The organism is Allobosea sp. GW822-FHT03F07 (assembly GCF_058801345.1).
The window spans coordinates 1,345,497-1,368,743 of the sequence record NZ_JBXAND010000001.1 but is presented as its reverse complement, the minus strand read 5'-3'; the positions used below and the strand labels follow the sequence as shown (position 1 = coordinate 1,368,743).

The window sequence follows — 23,247 nt, the reverse complement described above, 5'->3', positions numbered from 1 at the left end:
GGCTCTCTGCCTCAGTTGGCCTGCCGGCGCAGGAACGCCGGGATTTCGAGGTGGTCTTCCTCGCTGCTGCGATTCGGAGCGGCGCGACCGAGCTGGTCGAGCTGACCCTGCGGCGGGCGGGCGGACGGCGCAGCCGGGCGACGCATATATTCGGCGTGAGCCGCGCTCGGCGCCTGCGGCATAGCCGGTGCCGGAGGAGCCTGGCGCACCGGCGCCGGCTGGGGCTCCTGCATCTCCTCGTCCTTGCGGCCGAAACCTACGGATGCGAGGCGCTGCATCAGCGACATCCGCTTCTGGTCGGCCGGGCTCGGCGCCGCCGGGGCGGCCTGGGCGCTGCGATTTGCGGCGATCTGATTCTGGGCCGGCATCGGCAGGTCCTCGATCCGCGGCATGCGTGTCGGACGCACCACGGAACGCTCCGGCATCGGCGGGATGAAGCTGTCTTCCAGCACCGGGGCGGGCTCGGGCTGCATCATCACGGGCTCGGGCGCCGCGGTCATCACCGGGCGCGGCTGGGCCGGCTCGATGCGGATGTCCTCAGACAGGCTGGCGCGGGCGATCGTGTCACGGGCATGGGTCTCGATCGACACCGGCATTCGCATCTCCATCGGCTGCTCGACCGGGGCCGGAGCGGGCACGACCGGCGCCGGGCGAGCGGCCGGCGCCGCGGTACGCAGGCGAGCCTCGGCCTTGAGGCGCTCGGCAACCTGGGCGATGCGGGCCTCGGTCTCGTCCATCTCGGCCTGTGTCGTGACCGGCTTGTCGATGCCGGTCGCCACGACCGAGACGCGAACCACGCCTTCAAGCGACTCGTCGAAGGTCGCGCCGACGATGATGTTGGCCTCGGAATCGACCTCCTCACGGATGCGGGTGGCAGCCTCGTCGACCTCGTAGAGCTTCATGTCGCGCCCGCCGGTGATCGAGATCAGCAGGCCGCGCGCGCCCTTCATCGAGACGTCGTCGAGCAGCGGATTGTTGATCGCGGCCTGGGCCGCGGTCAGCGCGCGCTTCTCGCCCTGGGCCTCGCCGGTGCCCATCATCGCCTTGCCCATGCCGCGCATCACGGCGCGCACGTCGGCGAAGTCGAGATTGATCAGGCCGGGACGGACCATCAGGTCGGTGATGCAGGCGACGCCGGAATAAAGCACCTGGTCGGCCATGCCGAAGGCGTCGGCAAAGCCGGTGGTCTCGTTGGCGACGCGGAAGAGGTTCTGGTTCGGGATGACGATCAGCGTATCAACCGCCTCGTTCAGCTCGCCGATACCGGCCTCCGCCATGCGCATGCGGCGATGGCCCTCGAACTGGAACGGCTTCGTGACGACCCCGACGGTCAGGATGCCCATGTCGCGGGCGACGCGGGCGATGGCCGGAGCCGCGCCCGTGCCGGTGCCGCCGCCCATGCCGGCGGTGATGAAAACCATATGCGCGCCCGCCAGATGGTCACGGATCTCGTCGATGACCTCTTCGGCGGCAGCGCGGCCGACTTCCGGCTGCGAGCCGGCGCCGAGGCCCTCGGTGACCTGCAGCCCCATCTGGATGATGCGCGAGGCTCTGGAGAGCGCGAGCGCCTGGGCGTCCGTGTTGGCGACGACGAAATCGACGCCGTCGAGGCCGGCCTCGATCATGTTGTTGACGGCGTTGCCACCGGCGCCACCGACGCCGAACACCGTGATCCGGGGCTTGAGTTCCCGGATGTCCGGGGCTTGCAGATTCATCGCCATGGTTGCCTCTTTTGATCCTTTGTCCGGCGCCTGGCGGGAGCCGTCCCGATTGCTACATTCGACGCCGTGGCCCGAAGGCCGGTACTCACTAGAAACTTTCCTTCAGCCACCGGCCGACGCGGGAGAAATACCCGTCGGTTCCCGTGGCGAAATACGCAGCCCCCGCGCGGGGTTCGAAATGCTCGACATGCGCGACCTGCGGATAGACCAGCAGGCCGACGGCAGCCGCGAAGGCCGGACCCTTGCCGGCCTCGGGCAAGCCCTTGATCCCTAGCGGGCGGCCGGTGCGGACCTGGCCGCCGAGGATGCGCCGCGCCACTTCCGGCAGCCCGGTGAGCTGGCAGGCGCCGCCCGTCAGCACGACCCGGCGCCCGGCCTGGGCCGAGAAGCCGGCCTGGGTCAGGCGGTCGCGCACCAGTTCCAGGATCTCCTCGACGCGCGGCTTGATGATCCGGACCAGATGCGACTTGGCGAGATGGTTCGGCGTGTCGCGCTCGTCGTCGTCGACCTGCGGCACCGAGATCATGTCGCGCTCGTCGGAAGCGCTCGAAATGCAGGAGCCATGCAGCGTCTTCAGCCGCTCCGCCGCCGAGACCCGGGTCGAGAGGCCGCGGGCGACATCCATGGTGATGTGGTTGCCGCCGACCGCGATCGCGTCGGCATGCATCAGGTGCCCGCCGGAGAAGACGCCGAGGCTCGTGGTGCCGCCGCCCATGTCGACGACGACGACGCCCATCTCGGCCTCGTCATCGACCAGCACGGAGAGGCCCGACGCGTAGGGTGTCGCCACCACCGCCTCGACCTCGAGATGGCAGCGCTCCACCGCCAGCATGACGTTGCGCGCGGCCGAGGCCTCACTTGCGACGACATGCATGTCGACCGAGAGCTTGCCGCCGATCAGGCCGCGCGGATCGAGCACGCCCGGCACGCCATCGAGCGCATAGCCCGTCGGCAGGGCATGGAGCACGGCCTTGCCGGGCCGGATCGCGTGGGTCGCGGCATGGGCGAGCACGCGCTTGACGTCGCCGTCCCCGACCGAGCCGGTGCGAAGATCGACGCTGGCGGCGTAATGCTGCGAGGCGATGCGCCCGCCGGTCAGGTTCACGATGACCGACTGCACTTCGACCTTCGCCATCCGCTCGGCGGCGTCGACCGCGGCGCGGATCGCGCGCTCGGCGCTTTCCAGATCGATGATCGCCCCGCCCTTAAGGCCGAGTGAGCGCTGATGGCCAATGCCGATGATGCGAGCCACATGGGTGCGGCCGCGCAGCCGCTCATTCGCCTCGGCCGGGTTCAGCTCGGCGATCAGGCAGACGACCTTGCTCGTGCCGATGTCCAGAATCGACAAGGTCGCGCTCTTGCGCGACGAGAGCGGACGCATCCGCGGCGTCAGGCCCTGGGAGGTGACGTGGTTCACGCCTCGCCTCCCTTCTTCTTGGTCTTGCTCTTGAGCTGGTCGGCGCGGGCGGCAGCGCCCTCCTCCGTCAGCCGCATCACGACGCGGTCGGCCTGGCGCAGGTCGATCGCCAGCAAATCCTTGTCGAGTATCCGATAGTCCGCCTGGAGCGAGGCGAGCCGCTTCACGGCGGCGGCAGGCGCGATCTCGGGCAGCCTCACATCCATGCCGTTGTCGAGCTTGAGCGTCCAGCGCCGACCGGAGACCAGCGTCGCGGCGCGGATATGCGGCGCCATCGCGCCGGCCTCTCCGCGCAGAGCGATGTATTCGCGCGCCCGGTTGTTGGCATCCGCGCCGACGACGAGCGGCAGGTGGGCAAAGCGTCCGTCGTCCATCTTGTCGATCACGGTCCCGTCGGCGGCGATGACGAAGAGCTCGCCCTTCACCTGCCAGAGCGCGAAGGGCTCGCGCTCGACGAGGGTGATGGCGACTTCGCCTGGATAGAGTTTCCGAACGGTCGCCTCGCGAATCAGCGGGGCGGCCTCCAGGCGCTTGCGGGCCTGGTCGGCGTCGAAAAAGGCCAGCGAGGTCTTCGAATCGATCCCCGCCGCGACCAGCACCTCGACTTCGGAAAGCTCGGCGATGCCCGAAATGGTCACGCGATCGATCCCGAAGCCGACCAGGCGGGCCAGCATGTGATGCGGCTCGCCGTAATTCTCGCGAAGCGTCTCGAAATGGCCGCCGAGCACCGTGCCGCAGCCGATGCTCAGGCTGAGGAAGCCCAGCGCCAGCCAGGTGCCCAGGCGCCGCGGCAGCCGCTGCGCCAGAGGCACCGCGACCGCGCTGCGGCGCGAACGGCGCAGCCAGCGTCCGGTCCGCTCGCCGACGAGCAGTTGCGGCCCGGGAGCCGGGACCGGCAGACGCGAGACAGCCACCGCCGCCCTTGTCTTCACCGATCGAGGGAGGCGTCCTCCACCATCCATTTGACGAGCTCACCGAAGTTAAGGCCCGCGTGGGCAGCCAATTCGGGCACCAGGCTAGTCTCGGTCATGCCGGGCTGTGTGTTGACCTCCAGCCAGACGAGAGTGTCGGTCTCGTCGTCGTAGCGGAAGTCGGATCTGCTCACGCCCCGGCACCCGATTGCTTGATGCGCCGTTAACGCACACTCTTCGATCTGCTGGTAAATTTTTGGTAAAATTTGAGCCGGGCAGATGTGGATCGAACCACCTTTCGTGTATTTCGCATCGTAGTCGTAGAACTCCCCCGTGGCGGCCCGGATCTCGGTCACGCCGAGCGACTTGCCGGCCATCACGGCGCAGGTCAGCTCTCGCCCGGAAATGAAGGCCTCCGCCAGCATCGTCTCGCCGCAAGGCCAGTCCGGACGCGCGATTTCCTGGGGCGGATGCTCGCGCCCCTTCTTCACGATCACCACGCCGACAGAGGAACCCTCGTCGACCGGCTTGAGCACATAGGGCGGCGGGAGCACGTGTTTTTTTGCCGCCTCGAAGCGCGAGACATTGACGCCATGGGCCACCGGCACGCCGGCGGCCTGGACCACCATCTTGGCCTTGTCCTTGCGGATCGCCAACGCCGAAGCGAGCACGCCGGAATGGGTGTAGGGGATGCGCAGGATCTCGAGCACGCCCTGGATCGTGCCGTCCTCGCCGAAGCGGCCATGCAGACCGTTGAAGGCGACGTCCGGCTTCAGCTTGGCAAGGACCTCCGCAATGTCGCGGCCGACATCGACGCGCGTCACCCGGTAGCCGACACCCTCCAGCGCAGCCGCGCAGGCGGTGCCGCTGCTGAGGCTGACCTCCCGCTCGACGGACCATCCGCCCATCAGCACTGCGACGTGTTTGTTCATTCCGGGCCCCGATCGAATTGATCGGGCGACCCTCGGTCGAACGTGGTTAACGGGGCGTTAACTCTCGCCGTGGTGCCGGGCTTCCCGCTGACGGAATGCCTTCAGACCGCAACCCCGATCCGCTTGATCTCCCAGTGCAGATCGAAGCCGGAATGGTCCTTCACGCGCCGCCGAACCTCCTCGCCCAGCCCTTCGACATCGGCGGCCGTCGCGCCGCCGATGTTGATCAGGAAGTTGCAGTGCATCTCCGAGACCTGCGCCCCGCCGACGCGCAGGCCCCGGCAGCCGGCCGCGTCGATCAACTGCCAGGCCTTGCCCCCGGGCGGGTTCTTGAAGGTCGAGCCGCCGGTGCGCTCCTTGATCGGTTGTGCCGCCTCGCGCGCGGCCGTCACCCGGTCCATCTCGGCCTGGATCTCGGCCCTGTCGCCAGGCCGCCCCTGGAACAGAGCGGAGGTGAAGATGATCTCCTGCGTCGCCACTCCGCTGCTGCGATAAGCAAAACCCATATCGGCATGGCCCAGTGTCACGATCTCGCCGGCCCGCGTGACGCCGCGCGCCTCGATCAGCACATCGGTGGTCTCGCCGCCATGAGCACCGGCATTCATCCGCAGCGCCCCGCCGATGCAGCCGGGAATGCCCCGGAAGAAGGCGAGCCCGTCGAGCGAGGCATCGGCGGCGGCCCGCGCAACCTTGACGTCCGGCACCGCCGTCCCGGCGCGCAGGCGGTCGCCCTCCTCGATCGCGATCTCGCCGAAGGCCTTGCCGCCGAGCCGGATCACGAGGCCGGGAATACCGCCGTCGCGCACGATCAGGTTCGAGCCGAGCCCGACCACGGTGATCGCGATGCCCTCGGGCAGATGTGCCAAGAGATAGGCGAGATCGGCCTCGTCGGCCGGCGTGAAGAGGGCCTGCGCCGGACCGCCGACCCGGAACCAAGTCAGCGGCGCCAACTCGGCATTGGCGAGCAGCCGGCCGCGCAATTCGGGCGCGGCCGCGCGGATGGCGGGGGTAATGTCGGGAAAGGTCATGATGGTGGATTTAACCGAACTCTCCCGAGGGGAGAAGGATCAATCCTCAAGCTTCATCCCTTCAGCGCCGCCAGTTCGCCCGGTAGCGCATAGGCCCATTGCGTGATGTTGCCCGCTCCCAGCAGCACGACATAGTCGCCCGGCCCGGCAAGCTCGGCCACCATCCCGGCGAGCTTGTCCGCACTCTCCAGCGGCAGCGCATGACGGTGGCCTCGCGCCTTGATAGCCGAGACCAGCGAATCGCGATCGGCTCCCGGAATCGGCGCTTCGCCAGCCGCATAGGTGTCGGCCACGATCACCGTGTCCGCGTCGTTGAAGCAGGCGGCGAAATCGTCGAACAGGCTGGAAAGCCGGGTGTAGCGATGCGGCTGCACCACGGCGACGACCTTGCCCTTGGTCGAGGCGCGCGCGGCCCGCAGCACCGCCGCGATCTCGACCGGGTGATGGCCGTAATCGTCGAAGATCAGCGCGCCGTTCCACTCGCCCGTCTTGGTGAAGCGGCGCTTCACCCCGCCGAAGCCGGCCAGCGCCGCGCGGATGCTCTCGACGGGAATGCCGAGGTCATAGGCGACCGCGATCGCCGCCGTGGCGTTCAGCGCGTTATGATGGCCGGGCATCGGCATGACGAGATCGCGAACGACCTCGTCGCGCCCGCGCTTGCGATCACGGATCAGCAGCGTGAACTTCGCCTGCCCACCCGACAGATCAATGTCGATCAACCGGAAATCGGCCTGCGGATTCTCGCCATAGGTGACGACGCGGCGATCCTCGATCTGCCCGACGAGGCCCTGCACTGTCGGATGATCGATGCACATCACGGCGAAGCCGTAGAAGGGCAGGTTTTCGACGAAGGAGCGAAATGCCGCCTTGATCGCGTCGAAGGTGCCGAAATGGTCGAGATGCTCGGGGTCGATATTGGTGACGATCGCGACATCCGCCGGCAGTTTCAGGAAGGTGCCGTCCGATTCGTCGGCCTCGACCACCATCCAGTCGCTCTCGCCCATGCGCGCATTGGTGCCGTAGGCGTTGATGATGCCGCCATTGATCACGGTCGGGTCGAGCCCGCCCTTCTCCAGCAGCGTCGCAACGAGCGAGGTCGTGGTCGTCTTGCCATGGGTGCCGGCGACGGCCACCGCGGTCTTCAGCCGCATCAGCTCGGCCAGCATCTCGGCGCGGCGGACCACCGGCAGGCGCTTCTCACGCGCGGCGACCAGTTCGGGATTGTCGCGCTTGATCGCAGTCGACACGACCACGACCTCGGCCTCGCCGAGATTCTCGGCCTTGTGGCCGACGAAGGTCTTGATGCCCTTCTCGGCGAGGCGCTTGACGTTGGCGCCGTCGGAGGCGTCCGACCCCTGCACCTTGTAGCCGAGATTGTGCAGCACCTCGGCGATGCCGGACATGCCGATGCCGCCGATGCCGACGAAATGAATGGCGCCGAGTTCTGCCGGCAGCTTCATGATGCGGTAATCCCTGGGCGTTTCTAGAATCCGGCTACGTCGATGACGAGGCGGGCGAGTCGGTCGGCGGCATCCGGAATTCCGGCGCTCTTGGCGTTCTCGGCCATGACCGTCAAGTGTGCTGGCTGTTTCAACAGCCCCGATAGCTCATTGGCGAGTCGGCGCGGCGTGAACTCCGGCTGCAGGATGCGGATCGCTCCGCCTGCGTTTTCAAGGAAGGCGGCATTGGCGGCCTGGTCCTGGTCGAGAGCTCCGGGCAGCGGCACAAGGATGCCGGGCCGGCCGATCACCGTCAGTTCGGCGATGGTCGAGGCGCCCGAACGCCCGATGACGAGATGTGCCCGCGCCATCCGCGCCGGCAGATCCTTGAAGAAGGGCGCGATCTCCGATTTGACGCCGAGTTGGGCATAGATGCCGCTGACCCGCTCGTAGTCCTCGGTGCGCGCCTGCTGCATAATGAACAGCCTCGCCCGCTCCTCCGGCGTCAGCAATTGGATCGCGGGCGGCACCGTGTCGGCCATGATGCGCGCGCCCTGGCTGCCGCCGAAGACGAGCAGGTTGAAGCTGCCCTCGCCCGGCCAGCCATAGGGCGAGATGGCCGCGACCACGGCAGGCCGCACCGGATTGCCGACATGGCGGCATTTCGCCTTCGCCGCCGGCGACAGGCCGCCGACCTCCGAGAAGCCGGTCCCGATCGTATCGACCCAGCGCGACAGGAAGCGGTTCGCGCGCCCGACGACGGCGTTCTGCTCATGGATCAGCGTCTTGGCGCCGGCAAGCGCCGCGCCGAGCACGGGCGGAACCGTCGGATACCCGCCGAAGCCGACAACCAGCGCCGGCTTGGCCTCCCTGACAGCACGCCGCGCCGCCAGCACGCCCTTGGCGAGTTCGAGCGCGACCTTGGCCTTGCCCGACAGCGAACGGCCCGACGGCGTTGCCGACGGCACCGGGATCACCATATCGGCTGGAAAATCGCCGGCGAACTCCGCCCCGCGCGGATCGGTCATCAGCACGACCCTGATGCCCTGCGCGCGCAGTACATGGCTCAGCGCCTCCGCCGGAAACAGATGGCCGCCCGTGCCACCGGCCGCCAGCATGACGAGCTTGTCCCGTGCCATCGCCTCAGCCCCTGAAGCGGCCGAAATCGACAGCGCGGGGCCGCTTGCGCGTCAACGCGAGCAGGAAGCCCGTGCCGATGGCGAGCGAGATCAGCGAGGAGCCGCCATAGGAGACGAAGGGCAGCGTCATGCCCTTGGCCGGCATCATGTGCAGGTTCACCATCATGTTGATCGAGGCCTGGATGCCGAAGAGCAGGGCCAAGCCCGTGACCGCGAGCCGGATGAACGGGTCCTCGGCCTTCTGCGCGACGGCGAGCGAGCGTAGCACGATCAGCGCGAACAACATCACCAGCAGGATGCAGACGACGATGCCGAATTCCTCCGCCGTGACGGCGAAGATGAAGTCGGTATGGGCGTCGGGCAGGATGCGCTTCACCGTGCCTTCGCCCGGGCCCTTACCCAACCAGCCGCCCTGTGCGAAGCTCTCCAGCGCGGTGTCGATCTGGAAGGTGTCGCCCGAGCCCTTATCCATGAAGCGCTCGATGCGGGCGCGCACATGGGGCACGAGCTGATAGGCGATCAGGATACCGACTGCCCCTGCCCCACCCAGACCCAGCACCCAGAACCAGTGCAGACCGGCGACGAAGAACAGGCCGGCCCAGACCAGCGTGACCAGCATGGTCTGGCCGAAATCGGGCTGCAGCACGAGCGGCGCGATCGTCGCCGGCAACAGCAGGAAGGCCAGGATGGTGCCCGGCAGGTCAGGCCGGCGCGTGCCCTCGGCGAAGGCCCAGGCGGCGAGCACGACGAAGGCCGGCTTGAGGAACTCGGAAGGTTGCACCGAGCCGAGCGGGCCCAGCGTCAGCCAGCGCCGCGCTCCCTTGACCTCGACGCCGAGATAGAGCGTCGCCACCACCATGGCGAGCGAGACGGTGAAGATCACCAGAGCCGCCCGGCGGACCTGCCGCGGCGTCAGGAAGGAGACGCCGATGAAGATCGTCATCGCGATGACGAGATAGGCCGCCTGCCGGTTGACGAAATGGAAGGTCGAGAGGCCGAGCCGCTCTGCCACCGGCGGCCCACCGGCCATCAGCAGCACGACGCCCGAGACCATCAGCGCGACGAGGCCGCTCAGGATGACGCGGTCGATCGACCACCACCAGCGGCCGCTGAGAGAGGGTTCGGCGCGCGAGACCATGACGGGGGCTCCAGAGCAGGCTTTGACGCTAGTGAAGCGCCACGAATCTGAAGCACTCTGTCAATGAAGGGTTAACGGAATGATTCCGGGACCGGCCGTCGCTACTGCAGATCGCCGAAGGCCCGCTTCAAGCGCGAAACGGATTCGGCAACGACCGCCCGCGGTGTTGCGAGGTTGAAGCGCAGGAAGGAACCGCCCCCGGCGCCGAAACTCGGACCATGATTGGCCGCAATCAGCGCCTGCTTCTCGACCCGCGCCGTGAATTCGGCCGTCTCCATGCCGGTCCCGGCAAAATCGATCCAGGCGAGATAGGTCGCCTCGAGCGACATCGGGCGAAGTCCGGGAATGGCACTGAGCCCGTCCTCGAACAGCCGCCGATTGCCGTCGAGATAATCGACCAGGGCATCGACCCATGCCGCCCCCTCGGGGCTGTAGGCTGCCGTGGCCATGACCATGCCGAACGCGTTCGGAGAGACGCCCTGGGCATTGACGCTGGCCTGGAACCGTGCCCGCAGCGCCTTGTCGGGAATGATCACGTTGCCGACATGGCAGCCGGCAAGGTTGAAGGTCTTGGTCGTGGCGGTCATCATGACCAGCCGGTCCTGGATCTCCGGCGCCGCCAATGGCATGGCGATGTGCCTGTAGCCGGGCATGACGAGATCATGGTGGATTTCGTCGGAGACCAAGATCAGGTCGTGCCGGACGCAGAACGCCGCGATCTCGCGCAGTTCGTCGCGGGTCCAGACGCGCCCGCCGGGATTATGCGGCGAGCACAGGACCAGCATCCGTTCGCTGCCCGTCATCATTGCATCCCAGCCGGCAATGTCGAGGACATAGCGACCGTCCTCGATCGCCAGCGGGCACTCGACCACCTTGCGGCCGGCCGCCGCGATGACGCGTGCGAAGGCGTGATAGACCGGCGTCATAAGAACGACGCCGTCGCCGGGCCTGGTATAGGCATCGACGCAAAGCGCAGTACCGTTCACCAGCCCGTTCGTGGTCAGGATCGCCTCCGACTCGACATCCCAGCCATGACGCGTCTTCATCCACCAGCGAATGGCGTCGTGGTTGGCCCTGATATCGCCAAAATAGCCATAGAGACCATGCGCCGCCATGCCTTCGAGGGCTGCCTGCACGCAGGCCGGCGGCCGGAAGTCCATGTCGGCCACCCACATCGCGATGCCGTTGGAAGCGGGAACGCCGTAGATCGCCTCCATCATGTCCCATTTGACCGAATGGGTTCCGCGGCGATCGATCTGCTCGTCAAAGTTCGGGGCAGCGCCCATTGTCAGTCCTCGCTCGGTTGGCGCACCGAGCCGGCCGGTCGCCCTGCAGCCATGTCGCATTTGGTGTTCACGGGCCAGTTCGAGGGCGGATAGCAGCCATGCTCCGAAGCCCTGCCTTGACCGATCGCCACTTCTACAGCGCTCCGAAGGGCTCGAACCCCGGCAGCGCCTTCACCAACGTCCGGAACGCGTCGCCCCGAACCTCGAAATTCGGGAACTGGTCGAAGGACGCGCAGGCTGGCGAGAGCAGCACCGCGATCTCGCCAGAGCCGCCATGCGCAAGCGCATCGCGCGTCGCATGCGCGACCGCGACGTCGAGCGTGCTACTGCGCTCGTAAGAGACGCAGCCGTCGTCATCGAAGGTTGCGGCAAAGAGATCGCTGGCGGCGCCGATCAGATAGGCACTGGCGATGTTGGGGAAGTAGCGCCTGAGGCTCTCGATGCCGCCTTCCTTGGCCTTGCCGCCGAGAATCCAGAAGATGTCGCGGAAGGAGGTCAGCGCCTTCTCGGTCGAGTCTGCGTTGGTCGCCTTGGAATCGTTGATGAAGACCACCCGGCCGATCCGGCCGATCTCCTCCATCCGATGCGCGAGGCCGGGATAGCTCGCGAAGCCCGCGGCGATCTCCTCGGCCGTGAGCCCGAGGGCAAAGCATGCGGCGAAGGCAGCCGCAGCGTTCTGTGCGTTGTGGGAGCCGCGCAGGGAGCCGATGCCCGCGAGATTGGCGACGATGCGGGGCTTGCCGTCGAGAACCTGGACGATCCGCGTTTCCAGCGTCCCGGCATTGGCGGTGACTCCGGCAAAAACGCCCTCGTCGAGCGGCTGCTCGCCGCTGATCCTCACCAGCGGGCGCCCCGAGGCTGCGCGCCGGCGCGCCATCTGCTTCGAGGGCTCGTCGTCGACGCCGATCACGGCGATGTCGGCGCTGGCGACAAGCCGCTCCTTGATCGCGCCGTAGTTCTCGAAGGTGCCGTGCCGGTCGAGATGATCCGGCGTGAGGTTCATCTGAATGCCGACGGTCGGCTTCATCGTGGGCGAGAGGTCGATCTGATAGCTCGAACACTCGATGACATGGATGCGGCCCTCGGCGGGCGGCTCCAGCGCCAGCACGGCCGTGCCGATATTGCCGCCCATCTGCACGTCGCGCCCGGTCTGCCGCAGCACATGCGCGATCAGCGCCGTCGTCGTCGATTTCCCGTTGGTGCCAGTGATGCAAACCACCGGCGCGGCAGGCGCGGTCGCCGCCCGCTCGCGGAAGAACAGCTCGACATCGCCGATCACCTCGACGTCGGCCGCCCTGGCCTTGTCCACCGTCCAGTGCGGCGCCGGATGCGTCAGCGGCACGCCCGGCGCAAGAATGAGGCTGTGGAAGCCGGACCAGTCGGCAGCCAATAGATCCGCGACCGGAATGCCCTCGGCCGTCGCCTTGTCGCGGCTGGCGGGGTTGTCGTCCCAGGCGGAAACCCCGGCCCCGCCGGCGATCAGCGCACGCGCCGTGGCGAGCCCCGATCCACCGAGCCCGAACAGGGCGACGCGGGAGCCTCTGAAGCAGGTGATCGGCGTCATGATCAGCGCAGCTTCAGCGTCGACAGACCGATCAGCGCCAGCACGACGGAGATGATCCAGAACCGGATCACGACCTGCGGCTCGGTCCAGCCCAGCTTCTCGAAATGGTGGTGGATCGGCGCCATCAGGAAGACGCGCTTGCCCGTGCGCTTATAGACCAAGACCTGGATGATCACCGAGAGCGCCTCGATGACGAAGAGCCCGCCGACGATCGCCAGCACGATCTCGTGCTTGGTCGCGACTGCGACGACACCGAGCAGGCCGCCGAGCCCCAGCGAGCCGGTATCGCCCATGAAGATCTGGGCTGGCGGCGCATTGAACCAAAGGAAGCCGATGCCGGCGCCGATCACCGCCCCGCAGACCACCGAGAGTTCGCCCGCGCCCGGCACATGGTGGATCTGGAGGTAATTGGCGAAGATCGCGTTGCCGGTCAGGTAGGAGATGAAGCCGAAAGTCGCGGCCGCGATCATCACCGGCACGATGGCGAGCCCGTCGAGCCCGTCGGTGAGGTTCACCGCATTGCCCGCGCCGACCACGACGAAGGCGGTCACGAGCGGGAAGAAGATGCCGAGCGGGATGATCAGTTCCTTCAGGAAGGGCATGGCGAAACCCGAGGCGATCGCCGGCGGCCCTAGCTGCATCACCAACCAGCAGGCGATCAGCGCGATCACCATCTCCAGCGCGAGCCGGGCCTTGCCGGAGAAGCCCTTGTGGGACTGCTTCGTGACCTTCAGGAAATCGTCGTAGAAGCCGATCGCGCCATAGCTCACCGTCACCGCAAGCACGATCCAGACATAAGGGTTGCGCAGATTGCCCCAGAGCAGCGTCGCGGCCAGCAGACCGCCGAGGATCATCAGCCCTCCCATCGTCGGCGTGCCCCGCTTGGCGAGATGCGTCTGCGGCCCGTCGGTGCGGATCGGCTGGCCCTTGCCCTGCTTGATCCTAAGCCAGGAGATCGCCGCCGGGCCGAAGAAGAACACGACCAGAAGCGCCGTCGCGGTGGCGCCGCCAGCCCGGAAGGTGATGTATCGGAAGACGTTCAGGATCGGGAACGTGCTGGAGAAATCAGCGAGCCAGACGAGCATCGGATTTTTGGTCTCTTGTTCTAGAGAATTCTAGTTCGACGCGCTTTCTTCACGCGAACCGGTACCCACTTCGCTCGAGAACGCTTTGCTACTCGGCCGGCAGGGCCGGAAAGCGCGCCACGACCGCTTTCACGATCGGCCCCATGCGCGAGCCCAGGGACCCCTTCACCATGACGACGTCGCCGCCACGGATCGCGTCGAGCACGAGAGGCTCGAGCCCGCTCGCCTGCGCGGCATAAGCCCCTCGGAGGGTCGAAGGCAAGCTGTCATAGAGTTCGCGCATCAGCGGCCCGCAGGCAAAAACGGCATCGACGCGGTTGGTCAGGATCGCCTCAGCCAGCCCCTTGTGCAGCGCCGGCCCTGTCGGCCCGAGTTCCAGCATGTCGCCGAGCACCGCGATCCGGCGACCGCGGCCGGCGACTGGTATCCGGCCGAGATTCTCGATCGCCGCCCGCACGGAGGCGGGGTTGCCGTTGTAGCTCTCGTCGATCAGCGTGAAGGCTCCGCTCGGCGCCTCCAGCTTCTGCTGCGCGCCGCGTCCGGCCGGCGGCCGCAGATCTCCGAGCGCCAGCGCAGCCAGGGCCAGATCGGCCCCGAGTGCCTTGACGGCCGCGAGGACCGCCAGCGAATTCAGCACGATATGCTTGCCCGGGCTGCCCAGCCGATAGGTCACCGGCTGCCCCATCACGAGCGCGTCGACCGTCGACACGTCGGATTTGAGCGCGCAGGACAGCAGCCGGACATCGGCGTCCGGGCTTTCGCCGAAGCGGATCACGTCACCGGCCGGCCCGGCCTTGGCGATACGCTCGAGCAGTTCGGCCTGCGGGATATCGGCGTTCACGATCGCCGTGCCGCCCGGTTCCAACTCCCAGAACACGCCGGCCTTTTCCTCGGCAATGCCTTCCAGCGACTCGAACGCGGCGAGATGCACTGGCTGGATCGTCGTGATGATCGAAACCTGCGGCCGAACCAGCTTCGCCAGCGGCAGGATCTCACCGGGATGGTTCATCCCGATCTCGTAGACCGCATAGGCCACGTCGCGGGGCGTGCGACAGAGCGTGAGCGGCACGCCCCAATGATTGTTGTAGGAAGCGACGGGTGCATGCGTCTTGCCCTGCCGCGACAGGACGAGCCGCAGCGCATCCTTCGTGCCGGTCTTGCCGACGGAGCCGGTTACGGCAACGATTCCGGCCTTCAGCTCGGCGCGGCGCGCGCTGCCGGCCCGCTCCATCGCCTTGAGCACGTCGGGCACCACGGCAAGCGTACCCTTGCCGGCGAACTGCTGGGCATGCGCCTCGTCGACGACAGCGAGAGCCGCGCCCTTCTCCAGTGCCGCTGCGACGAAATCATGCCCGTTGCGGGCCTCGCCGGTGATCGCGAAGAAGGCATCGCCCGGCTCCAGCGTGCGCGTATCGATCGAGATGCCCGTCACGGCCGCGGGAACCGCTCCCTCGGCGCGCGCGCCCAGGGCCGCGACCAGCTCGTCTCCGCTCCACAGGGGTGCGTTCATCCTGCGATCTCCGCAACAGCCGTCCGCACCACGTCCTGGTCGGAAAAGGGATAGGTTCGGTCGCCGATGATCTGGCCGGTTTCATGGCCTTTTCCGGCCACGACCAGAACATCGCCGGCGCCGAGCATGCGTACGGCCGCCTTGATCGCCTCGGCCCGGTCGCCGATCTCGCGCAGCTTAGGTGACGCCGCCATCACCTGTGCCCGGATCGCAGCCGGGTCCTCGCTGCGCGGATTGTCGTCGGTGACGATGGCGATATCGGCCTTTTCGGCCGCGATCGCGCCCATCAGCGGGCGCTTGCCGGTGTCGCGGTCGCCGCCGCAGCCGAAGACGCAGATCAGCCGCCCCGAGGCGTAGCCGCGCAGGGTCGAGAGCACCGCCGCGAGTGCATCGGGCTTGTGGGCGTAGTCGACGACGACCAGGCCGCCATGGGCCTCTCCGACGCGCTCCAGGCGCCCGGCGACCCCCGTCAGCCCCGAAATCGCCCGCAGCGCAGCCTCCATGTCGTCCCCGGTCGCCATAGCCAGCGCCGCGGCGACCAGCGCATTGCCGGCCATGAAATCCCCGATCAGCGGCATCGACACGAGGAGTTCCCGCCCGCCGACGGCAAGCGTCAGCCGCTGCGAGAAGCCCTCGCGCTCGCGCTCGACCAGGCGAATCGTCTCGCCCTTGCGGCCGATGCCGATCAGCGGATGGCCGGCCGCGGTCGCCGCCTGCGCAGCCTCCTCGGCATAGGGTTCGTCGCGGTTGATCACGACCGGCGCGCCCTGCGGCAGCAACGCCCATAGCCGCATCTTGGCGGCAAAATAGTCGGCCACCGTCGGGTGGTAGTCGAGATGGTCGCGCCCGAGATTGAGGAAGGCGCCGGCCTTCAGCCGGACGCCGTCGAGCCTGTGCTGGTCGAGACCATGCGACGAGGCCTCCATCGCCAGATGGGTCACGCCCTCTCCGGCCAGTCTGTCGAGCGAAGCGTGCAGCGAAAGCGGGTCCGGCGTCGTCAGCGAGCCGTAATCGGCCCCCTTCGCGGTGACCACGCCGATCGTGCCGACGCTGGCGGCCTCATGACCGAGCACCTGGAAGATCTGGCGGGTGAAATCGGCTACAGAGGACTTGCCGCTGGTGCCGGTGACCGCGACGATCGTGCCGGGCTGGCGCGGATGCACCTGCGCCGCCGCCAGCGCCAAAGCGAGGCGCGGATCGGCGACCTGCGCGAAGGCGATGTCGCCCGCGAGATCGGCCGGCCTCGGCTGTCCCGAGACGACCGCGACGGCGCCCTTCACCACCGCATCCGCGATGAAGCGCGCACCATCGGCCTTCACGCCGGCGAGCGCGACGAAGACCTCGCCGGGCTGGACCTTGCGGCTGTCGAAGGAAACGCCGGAGACCGTCCGCGCCTCATCCGACACGAAGGCCCCCGGAAACAGGCGGCCGAGGCTCAGTGGCTGTGTCATGGTCGCTCGCTATCGTGCCGGCGGACTGGCGGCAAGCCTCAGCGCGTGCCCCAGGCCCCAAGCCGCGCCATCAGCGGGAACGGCGCGACCGGCGGCTCGAAGCGCGGCGGCAGGCCGAGGATCGGCGCGGTCCGCTCGATCACCCTGCCGGTGGTGATGCCGGCATTCCAGGCCGCAGTCGAATAGCCGCCGCTCTCGGCATAGCCCTTCGGCTCGTCATAGATCGCGAGGAACAGGTATCGCGGCTTGTCGGAGGGCGCGATCGCCGTAAAGGTCGTGAAATTGCGGTTCTTGGCGTAGCGACCGTTGATGACCTTTTCTGCCGTGCCGGTCTTGCCGCCGACGAAATAGCCCGCGACATCGGCCTTGCGCGCCGAGCCCTTCTCGCCGTTGAGGCGCATGATGAAGCGCATCGCCTCCGAGGTCTCCGGCTTGATCACGCGGATGCCGACCTTCTTTGCCTCCTCCTCGGAGCGCTTCAGGAAGGTCGGCGTGATCAGCGTGCCGCCGTTCACGAGCGCACCAACTGCCGCCATCGCCTGCAGCGGCGCGACCGCGAGGCCGTGGCCGAAGGCGATCGTCGCCGTGTTGATCTCGCCCCAGCGCCCCGGCACGATCGGAGCCGCGCTCTCCGGCAGTTCCGTCGTCATCCGGTCGAGCTGCATCATCTTGCGCAGGAAGGCCTTGTGGCCTTCGACGCCGACCGACAGGGCCATCTTGATCGAGCCCATATTGGACGAATGCAGGAAGACCTCCGGCACCGTCAGGGTCCGGCCGGTGCCGTGATACTCCTTGATGACCTGGCGGCCGAACCGCATCATGCCGCCAGCGGTCGAGTAGCTCGAATTGATGCTGGCCTTGCCGGAATCGAGAGCCATCGCGATGGTCAAGGCCTTGAAGGTCGAGCCCATCTCGTAGACGCCGACATTCATCCGGTTGATGCGGTCCTTTTCGAGCGCATCGACAGGGTTGCCGGGGTCGAAATCGGGCAGCGAGACCAGCGCGATCATCTCGCCGGTATTGACGTCCATGATCGCGCCCGCCGCTGCGATCGCCTTGTATTTCTCCATGCCCTTGGACAACTCGTCGCGCAGCGCGTGCTGGACGCGCAGGTCGATCGACAGCGCCATCGGCTTGAGGTCGGACGCCTCGGTCGCTAGGCCCGCGCCATTCAGGTCCTGCAGGCCCTGCGAGTCGATGTATTTCTCAATGCCGGCGATCCCGACATTGTCGACATTGGCGAAGCCGAGGACATGGGCAGCGGCCGTGCCGTTGGGATAGACGCGCTTATTCTCGGGCACGAAACCGACACCCGGGATGCCGAGCCGGTGCACCTCGGCCTGCTGGCGCGGCGTGATCTCACGCTTGACCCAGACGAAGCCCTTCTTGGTGGCGAGCTTGTCGCGCAGGTCCTTGGCGTCGAGATCGGGCAGGACGGCGGTCAGAAGCTCGGTCGCCTCGTCCTTGTCGAGGATCTTGCGCGGCTCGGCGAAAACCGAAACCGTGCGGATATCGGTAGCGAGCACCTCGCCATTGCGGTCCGTGATGTTGGGCCTCGCCGCCGAGATCGCGTTCGAAGTGGCGCGGCGCAGGCCGACCTGCTCGTTCGGCAGCGTCGCCAACATCACTAACCGGCCGGTGATCGCCAGGAACAGCGCCGAGAAACCGAGGATCACCAGGCCGACGCGCGGCTGGCTCTTCTCGCCGCTCATGCGGAAGACCTCGCGCAGCATGGCGAAGCGGCGCACCGGCTCGGCTTCGGTTTCCGGCGCGGCCTGCGAGGGCTGTTTCTCGGACGGCTTCATGGACGGCCTCCCGGCGTGGTCGCGCTCGCCTTGCGGTCCTTGGGGGTCTCGGTCGGAACGCCCAAGCCGAGATCCTCGAGCTTGCGGCCGATCGCATCGACCTTCGGCCCGCGATTGGGAATGTCGGCGATCCGCACGACCTGCGTCACCGAGAAGGGCTGCAGATCGAGATGGCGGTCGGCCAGCGCCTGCAAGCGGTCCGGGCGGTTCAGATACTGCCACTCGGCCTTCAGCACCGCGATCGCGTCCTTCTCGCGATGGATCTTCATCCTGGTCTTCTGGAGCTGTTCGGCCTCGAGCGTGGTCTCGTATTTGATCGTGTAGGCATAGAGTGCCGAGGAGACGAGCGCGCCGATGGCGACGACATGGAGCAGCTTGATCACGCTCGGGTCCTCCTGCGGGGCTGGGCCGCGGGAATGCCCGCCAGCGCGACGAGATCGGGCTCTGTTGGGCGGGCCGGCGCGGCATTGCGCTCGGCGGCGCGCAGCTTCGCCGGGCGCGAGCGCGAGTTGCGCCGCATCTCCTCCTCGGACGCCGTCACGGGGCCGCGATTGACCAGACTGAAGGTCGGCTGCGCCATGGCAATGACGGGCGCATGGCGCGAGCCGGCCGGAGCGCGCCCGGAGCGCTCAGTGAGGAACTGCTTGACGATGCGGTCCTCCAGCGAATGGAAGGTCACGACGACGAGCCGCCCGCCGGGGGCGAGCACCGCCTCGGCCGCGTGCAGCGCCGAAACCAGCTCGCCGAGCTCGTCATTCACCGCGATGCGCAGCGCCTGGAACACCCGCGTCGCCGGATGCGGTCCGCCGGGCTCCGCCCAGACAATGCCGGCGACGAGATCGGCCAGTTGCTTGGTCGTGGTCAGCGGCGCCTTGCGGCGGGCCTCGACCACGGCCCGCGCCACGGCCCGGGAGCGGCGCTCCTCACCGTAGTGGTAGAAGATGTCGGCAAGCAGCCCCTCCTCCGCCTCGTTGACGAGGTCGGCGGCACTCTGGCCTTCGCGCCCCATGCGCATGTCGAGCGGCCCGTCGAAACGGAACGAGAAGCCGCGCTCGGCCTGGTCGATCTGCATCGAGGACACGCCGATATCGAGCACGACGCCGTCGAGCGGCGCCATCTTGAAGCGCTCGGCCTCCTCGGCGAGTTGGCCGAAGCGCGCCTGCGCCAATGTCAGCCGGCCGGCCATCGCCGCGACCAGATCGGCCCCGCCCGCGATCGCGCTCGGGTCGCGGTCGAGCGCGAGTAGCGTCGAACCCGGAGCGGCATCGAGAATGGCGCGCGTGTAGCCGCCGGCGCCGAAGGTGCCGTCGAGATAGCGCCCGCCCGGCTTGGGCGCGAGAGCGGTCAGCACCTCGGCCAGCAGCACAGGCACATGCGCCGCAGCCTCGCCGGCGACACCCTCTTCGCGACCACTCCGACCCGTCATGCGCCCGAGCCTCCGCCCGGCGCGATAAGCTGCGATCCGAGCGCCCGCTTCACGTCGCGCAGCCTCGCCCGCGCCGCATCGAGATGCGCCTGGAACCGCAAGGGTTCCCATATCTGGAATTTGTGGCCATGGCCGACGAAGGTGACGGCATCGGTGATCCCCGTATGCGCCTTCAACGCCTCGCTCAGCATGATGCGCCCCTCCGGATCGACCTTCAACACCTCGGAGGTGCCGTTCAGCGCCGTCGACAGCGACTCCCACTCCTCCGAGAAGGGCGAGAAGCGCGCGAGGATGTCGTCGATCGTCTTGCGGAGCGCATGGCCGCCGGCATCGAAGGCGGCGAGATCGAGCGCGGGATGAACGTAGAGACCCTCGTAGCCGTCCTTCGCCAGCACGGCGCGGAAACTCGACGGGATCGAGACGCGGCCCTTGGCGTCGAGACGGTTGGTGAAATTCGAGACGAAGCGGTCCGTCAACGCCGCCTCCCGGCCTGCACTCTCCCAACCAGCCCGGCCGCTTCAGTGGCAGGACTTCAGCCCCCCATCGAAACCGACAAGGCGAGAGCATCGACCGAAATCCGCGCGGCACACGGACCTTGATCTGATTGTCGCCTGCCGGTTTCGACGGGATGATTTGGGATAGCATGGGTGATTATGGGCGTCAATGGAATCGGACATGCGGAGACATGCCTGCGGGAGCGTGGGATCATCACAGCCCGTTAAGGTTAAGTATCCGTAACCAACAGCAATTTCGGGCCGCGGGACGCAAATGATCGTCCTGCGGAGATCAGTTTCGAGGCCTATCGGCGCGAATATTTTTTACGGCATCAGCCTTGGTCGGCCGCCTTCACCAGCGCGGCTCGCAACGCTGCCAGATCTGCCAGCAGCCGACCGCCCGGCTGAACGGCGTCGCCGATCGCCCGCCCCATCGCCTCGGGCACGCAGATGCCCTTCTCGCGCAGCGCTTCGCCGGCCTCGGTCAGATGCAGCAGGACCTGGCGCTCATCCTCGCGGCTGCGCTCGCGGCGGATCAATCCCGACGCTTCCAGGCGCTTGAGCAGCGGCGTCAGCGTGCCTGAATCGAGCGAGAGCCGCTCGCCGACCGCCTTGACGGTCAGCCCGTCACAATCCCACAGCACGAGCATGACCAGATATTGCGGGTAGGTCAGGCCGAGATCGGCGAGGATCGAACGGTACAGCCGCGTGAAGGCATGGCCGGTCTGATAGACCGCGAAACAGAGCTGATCTTCGAGCCGGGGCGAGCGCCGCTCGGGAGCTTTCGTCGCTGGAACCTGCATCTCGGGAACCTTCTTGGCCGCCATCGCTTCTCTACCCACTCATCTCTGGCTGCTGCCGGAGGCCTTTTGCCGCCCTGTCGAACCGAAAATCAGAACCAGGCCGAGGGCGCAATCAACTCCGCGTGATCGAACCCAATTGCATCGTTGACAATTCAATTGTGCACGATCTAAAAGATCCACGCAAGCTCACTGATCGACGAGCGGCGGCCCCTGCGGCGAGACGAGCCTCCCACCGCATCACCGACGCCCGGGATCGCCAACACCGAGGAGTTTTCCCATGAAGGTTCTCTACACCGCCCACGGCTCCGCCACCGGCGGCCGCGAAGGCAAGGCCGCGACGGACACCGGCAACATCTCGGTCGTCCTGAACACCCCGAAGGAACTCGGCGGCGGCGGCGGCGACGGCACCAATCCCGAGCAGCTTTTCTCGATGGGCTATTCGGCCTGCTTCCTCGGCGCGCTGAAGTTCGTCGCCGGCAAGGAAAAGGTGAAGATCCCGGATGACGCGAAGGTCTCTGCCGATGTCGGGATCGGCGCCCGCGACGATGGCGGCGGCTTCGGCCTGGAGGTGACGCTCACTATCTCGGTGCCGGGCGTCGACAAGGCCGTCGTCGAGGACCTCGTCCAGAAGGCCCACATCGTCTGCCCGTACTCGAACGCGACGCGGGGCAACATCCCGGTTGAGCTGAAGGTCGCGTGATCAGCAAGGTTCGGCGGCATCGTGCTGCCGGCCAAAGCTGCCGCAATTCGCTCCGGCGAGTCGGATGCGGCGTTGTTCGAGAACCGGAGCGGAGCGGACTTGTGTCCGTGAGCACCGGAAGCGCACGACAGCGCCGCAGCCGGCCGCCGGAGTAGAATTGCCAGTCGGCCTGTAAGCCGGGTTCTGGATGGCCGGAGGATCGCTCCCCCGACGTGACGGCCATTCCTCTGGGACGCGCATTGCTGCGCGCCTCGAGCAACCAACCCGGACGACAAGGCCCAGAAACAGGCCCCTTCCCGCTCGCGCGGGAAGCATCGTCCCTATTCGGTTTTGCTCCCGGTGGGGCTTGCCATGCCGTCCCCGTTGCCGGGTCCGCGGTGCGCTCTTACCGCACCTTTTCACCCTTACCTCACGCCGAGGCGCGAGGCGGTTCGATCTCTGTGGCGCTTTCCCTGGGGTCGCCCCCGCCGGACGTTATCCGGCACCGTGTTTCCGTGGAGCCCGGACTTTCCTCCCTCGCGAACGAGAGCGGCCGTCCGGCCGACTGGCGGCCGGGCTAGTGCGCGTTCCCGCGCCCTGCGTCAAGCCGACGAAGCGCGAAAGCCAGGAAAGGCAGAAGAGGGAAAGGCTCAGCTGCGGGCCGTGATCGTCCGGACCTTGGCGCAGTAGGTGCGGTTGGCTCCGCTCATGCGCTCGGTCATGTGACCGCTCTGATATTTCATGATGGTGCGGCAAGTGTCGCCGCCGGCGGCGCGATAGGCCATCGCCAGATACTTCATGGCGTAGCGCGCATTGGTCTCGGCATCGAGCAGCCCGCCGGCGCCGCCGGAATAGCCCATGCCACGTGCCGTCTGGTGGCGGATCTGCATCAGGCCGTAATTGCCCGCATGGGATGCGCGGGGATTGTAGCGACTCTCGACCCGTACGATCGCATCGGCCAGCGAAAACGGCACGCCATTGGCAGCGGCATGGCGCGCGACCAGCGCCTTGAGCCCTTCCGATCCGGCCGGCGCCGCGAGCGCCGCCGCACGCCCTGCCTTCGCCTTGCCCACGGCAGCGGATTCGGCAGCGGCGGTTCCGGCCCTGTCCCCGCCGGCTTCGCCAGCCTCCTGCGCGCGCCGGATCTCCGCTTCCCGGACGATGAACGCGCGAGCGTCCGTCTCGTCATTCACCATGGCCTGGGCCGGCTGCAGGGTTGCGAGGCAAATCGCGAGGGCGGCACCAGTGCCCCTGGAGATATATCGCATGATCGACTGAACCTTCCGTCTGGAACATGGCTGGAAGCGACAGTCAATTGCTCAGTAAATGTGACGAGAATCTGTCCCACGATTCGCGAATTCGTTCAAAAATTATTACATCGCAACGGATATACGATAACTTGCTTGCAAGTATTATCCA

General features: G+C 67.3%; 20 protein-coding genes and 1 other RNA gene. 1 reads left to right on the top strand and 20 read right to left on the bottom strand.

What is annotated here, in order from left to right; translation table 11 throughout:
- Positions 1-11: 11 nt before the first annotated feature.
- The 18 genes from ftsZ to AC1RMY_RS06445 all read right to left on the bottom strand — a co-directional run bounded on the left by ftsZ (position 12) and on the right by AC1RMY_RS06445 (position 21,173).
- Entirely contained in the window at positions 12-1,721 is a 1,710-nt protein-coding gene (ftsZ, locus tag AC1RMY_RS06530; RefSeq protein WP_492863142.1) for a cell division protein FtsZ, read from the bottom strand.
- 88 nt (positions 1,722-1,809) lie between these two features.
- Entirely contained in the window at positions 1,810-3,102 is a 1,293-nt protein-coding gene (gene ftsA / locus AC1RMY_RS06525) for a cell division protein FtsA (protein WP_492863569.1), read from the bottom strand.
- Between the two features lie 32 nt (positions 3,103-3,134).
- Positions 3,135-4,100, bottom strand: coding sequence for a cell division protein FtsQ/DivIB (locus AC1RMY_RS06520; protein ID WP_492863141.1), 966 nt, complete (start codon positions 4,098-4,100; stop codon positions 3,135-3,137).
- Positions 4,067-4,981 carry a D-alanine--D-alanine ligase gene (locus AC1RMY_RS06515; RefSeq protein WP_492863140.1) on the bottom strand — a complete coding sequence of 305 codons (915 nt, stop codon included), beginning with the start codon at positions 4,979-4,981 and terminating at the stop codon, positions 4,067-4,069. The genes AC1RMY_RS06520 and AC1RMY_RS06515 overlap by 34 nt, the downstream gene beginning before the upstream one ends.
- 101 nt (positions 4,982-5,082) lie before the next feature.
- Entirely contained in the window at positions 5,083-6,009 is a 927-nt protein-coding gene (gene murB / locus AC1RMY_RS06510) for a UDP-N-acetylmuramate dehydrogenase (protein WP_492863139.1), read from the bottom strand.
- 53 nt (positions 6,010-6,062) lie between these two features.
- Complete coding sequence (gene murC / locus AC1RMY_RS06505) at positions 6,063-7,469, bottom strand: UDP-N-acetylmuramate--L-alanine ligase (RefSeq protein WP_492863138.1); 1,407 nt, start codon at positions 7,467-7,469, stop codon at positions 6,063-6,065.
- A 23-nt stretch (positions 7,470-7,492) separates the two neighbouring features.
- Positions 7,493-8,587 (bottom strand): undecaprenyldiphospho-muramoylpentapeptide beta-N-acetylglucosaminyltransferase, encoded by a 1,095-nt coding sequence (gene murG, locus AC1RMY_RS06500; RefSeq protein WP_492863137.1) that lies wholly within the window; start codon positions 8,585-8,587, stop codon positions 7,493-7,495.
- A 4-nt stretch (positions 8,588-8,591) separates the two neighbouring features.
- Complete coding sequence (locus AC1RMY_RS06495; protein WP_492863136.1) at positions 8,592-9,725, bottom strand: FtsW/RodA/SpoVE family cell cycle protein; 1,134 nt, start codon at positions 9,723-9,725, stop codon at positions 8,592-8,594.
- A 101-nt stretch (positions 9,726-9,826) separates the two neighbouring features.
- Positions 9,827-11,011 (bottom strand): MalY/PatB family protein, encoded by a 1,185-nt coding sequence (locus tag AC1RMY_RS06490; protein WP_492863135.1) that lies wholly within the window; start codon positions 11,009-11,011, stop codon positions 9,827-9,829.
- Between the two features lie 133 nt (positions 11,012-11,144).
- Entirely contained in the window at positions 11,145-12,575 is a 1,431-nt protein-coding gene (gene murD / locus AC1RMY_RS06485; RefSeq protein WP_492863134.1) for a UDP-N-acetylmuramoyl-L-alanine--D-glutamate ligase, read from the bottom strand.
- 2 nt (positions 12,576-12,577) lie between these two features.
- Positions 12,578-13,660: a phospho-N-acetylmuramoyl-pentapeptide-transferase gene (gene mraY, locus AC1RMY_RS06480; protein ID WP_492863133.1), complete on the bottom strand. Its 1,083-nt coding sequence runs from the start codon at positions 13,658-13,660 to the stop codon at positions 12,578-12,580.
- An 88-nt stretch (positions 13,661-13,748) separates the two neighbouring features.
- Entirely contained in the window at positions 13,749-15,170 is a 1,422-nt protein-coding gene (locus AC1RMY_RS06475) for a UDP-N-acetylmuramoylalanyl-D-glutamyl-2,6-diaminopimelate--D-alanyl-D-alanine ligase (protein WP_492863132.1), read from the bottom strand.
- Positions 15,167-16,621: a UDP-N-acetylmuramoyl-L-alanyl-D-glutamate--2,6-diaminopimelate ligase gene (locus tag AC1RMY_RS06470; protein ID WP_492863131.1), complete on the bottom strand. Its 1,455-nt coding sequence runs from the start codon at positions 16,619-16,621 to the stop codon at positions 15,167-15,169. Before AC1RMY_RS06470 ends, AC1RMY_RS06475 begins: the two co-directional genes overlap by 4 nt.
- Before the next feature lie 38 nt (positions 16,622-16,659).
- Positions 16,660-18,426: a peptidoglycan D,D-transpeptidase FtsI family protein gene (locus AC1RMY_RS06465; protein ID WP_492863130.1), complete on the bottom strand. Its 1,767-nt coding sequence runs from the start codon at positions 18,424-18,426 to the stop codon at positions 16,660-16,662.
- On the bottom strand, positions 18,423-18,809 hold the full coding sequence (ftsL, locus tag AC1RMY_RS06460; RefSeq protein WP_492863129.1) for a cell division protein FtsL: 387 nt from the start codon (positions 18,807-18,809) through the stop codon (positions 18,423-18,425). Before ftsL ends, AC1RMY_RS06465 begins: the two co-directional genes overlap by 4 nt.
- Positions 18,806-19,852 carry a 16S rRNA (cytosine(1402)-N(4))-methyltransferase RsmH gene (gene rsmH, locus AC1RMY_RS06455; protein WP_492863128.1) on the bottom strand — a complete coding sequence of 349 codons (1,047 nt, stop codon included), beginning with the start codon at positions 19,850-19,852 and terminating at the stop codon, positions 18,806-18,808. The genes ftsL and rsmH overlap by 4 nt, the downstream gene beginning before the upstream one ends.
- Positions 19,849-20,328 carry a division/cell wall cluster transcriptional repressor MraZ gene (locus AC1RMY_RS06450; RefSeq protein WP_492863127.1) on the bottom strand — a complete coding sequence of 160 codons (480 nt, stop codon included), beginning with the start codon at positions 20,326-20,328 and terminating at the stop codon, positions 19,849-19,851. The genes rsmH and AC1RMY_RS06450 overlap by 4 nt, the downstream gene beginning before the upstream one ends.
- Positions 20,329-20,678: 350 nt before the next feature.
- Positions 20,679-21,173: a MarR family winged helix-turn-helix transcriptional regulator gene (locus AC1RMY_RS06445; protein WP_492863126.1), complete on the bottom strand. Its 495-nt coding sequence runs from the start codon at positions 21,171-21,173 to the stop codon at positions 20,679-20,681.
- Positions 21,174-21,426: 253 nt separating this feature from the next.
- Here AC1RMY_RS06445 and AC1RMY_RS06440 point away from each other — a divergent pair, with 253 nt between their 5' ends.
- A complete protein-coding gene (locus AC1RMY_RS06440) occupies positions 21,427-21,849 on the top strand; it encodes an organic hydroperoxide resistance protein (RefSeq protein WP_492863125.1) in 423 nt (140 codons plus the stop codon).
- A 156-nt stretch (positions 21,850-22,005) separates the two neighbouring features.
- Here AC1RMY_RS06440 and rnpB read toward each other — a convergent pair.
- An RNA gene (gene rnpB, locus AC1RMY_RS06435) (RNase P RNA component class A) lies at positions 22,006-22,397 on the bottom strand.
- Between the two features lie 81 nt (positions 22,398-22,478).
- Positions 22,479-23,096 (bottom strand): lytic transglycosylase domain-containing protein, encoded by a 618-nt coding sequence (locus tag AC1RMY_RS06430; RefSeq protein ID WP_492863124.1) that lies wholly within the window; start codon positions 23,094-23,096, stop codon positions 22,479-22,481.
- Positions 23,097-23,247: the final 151 nt, after the last annotated feature.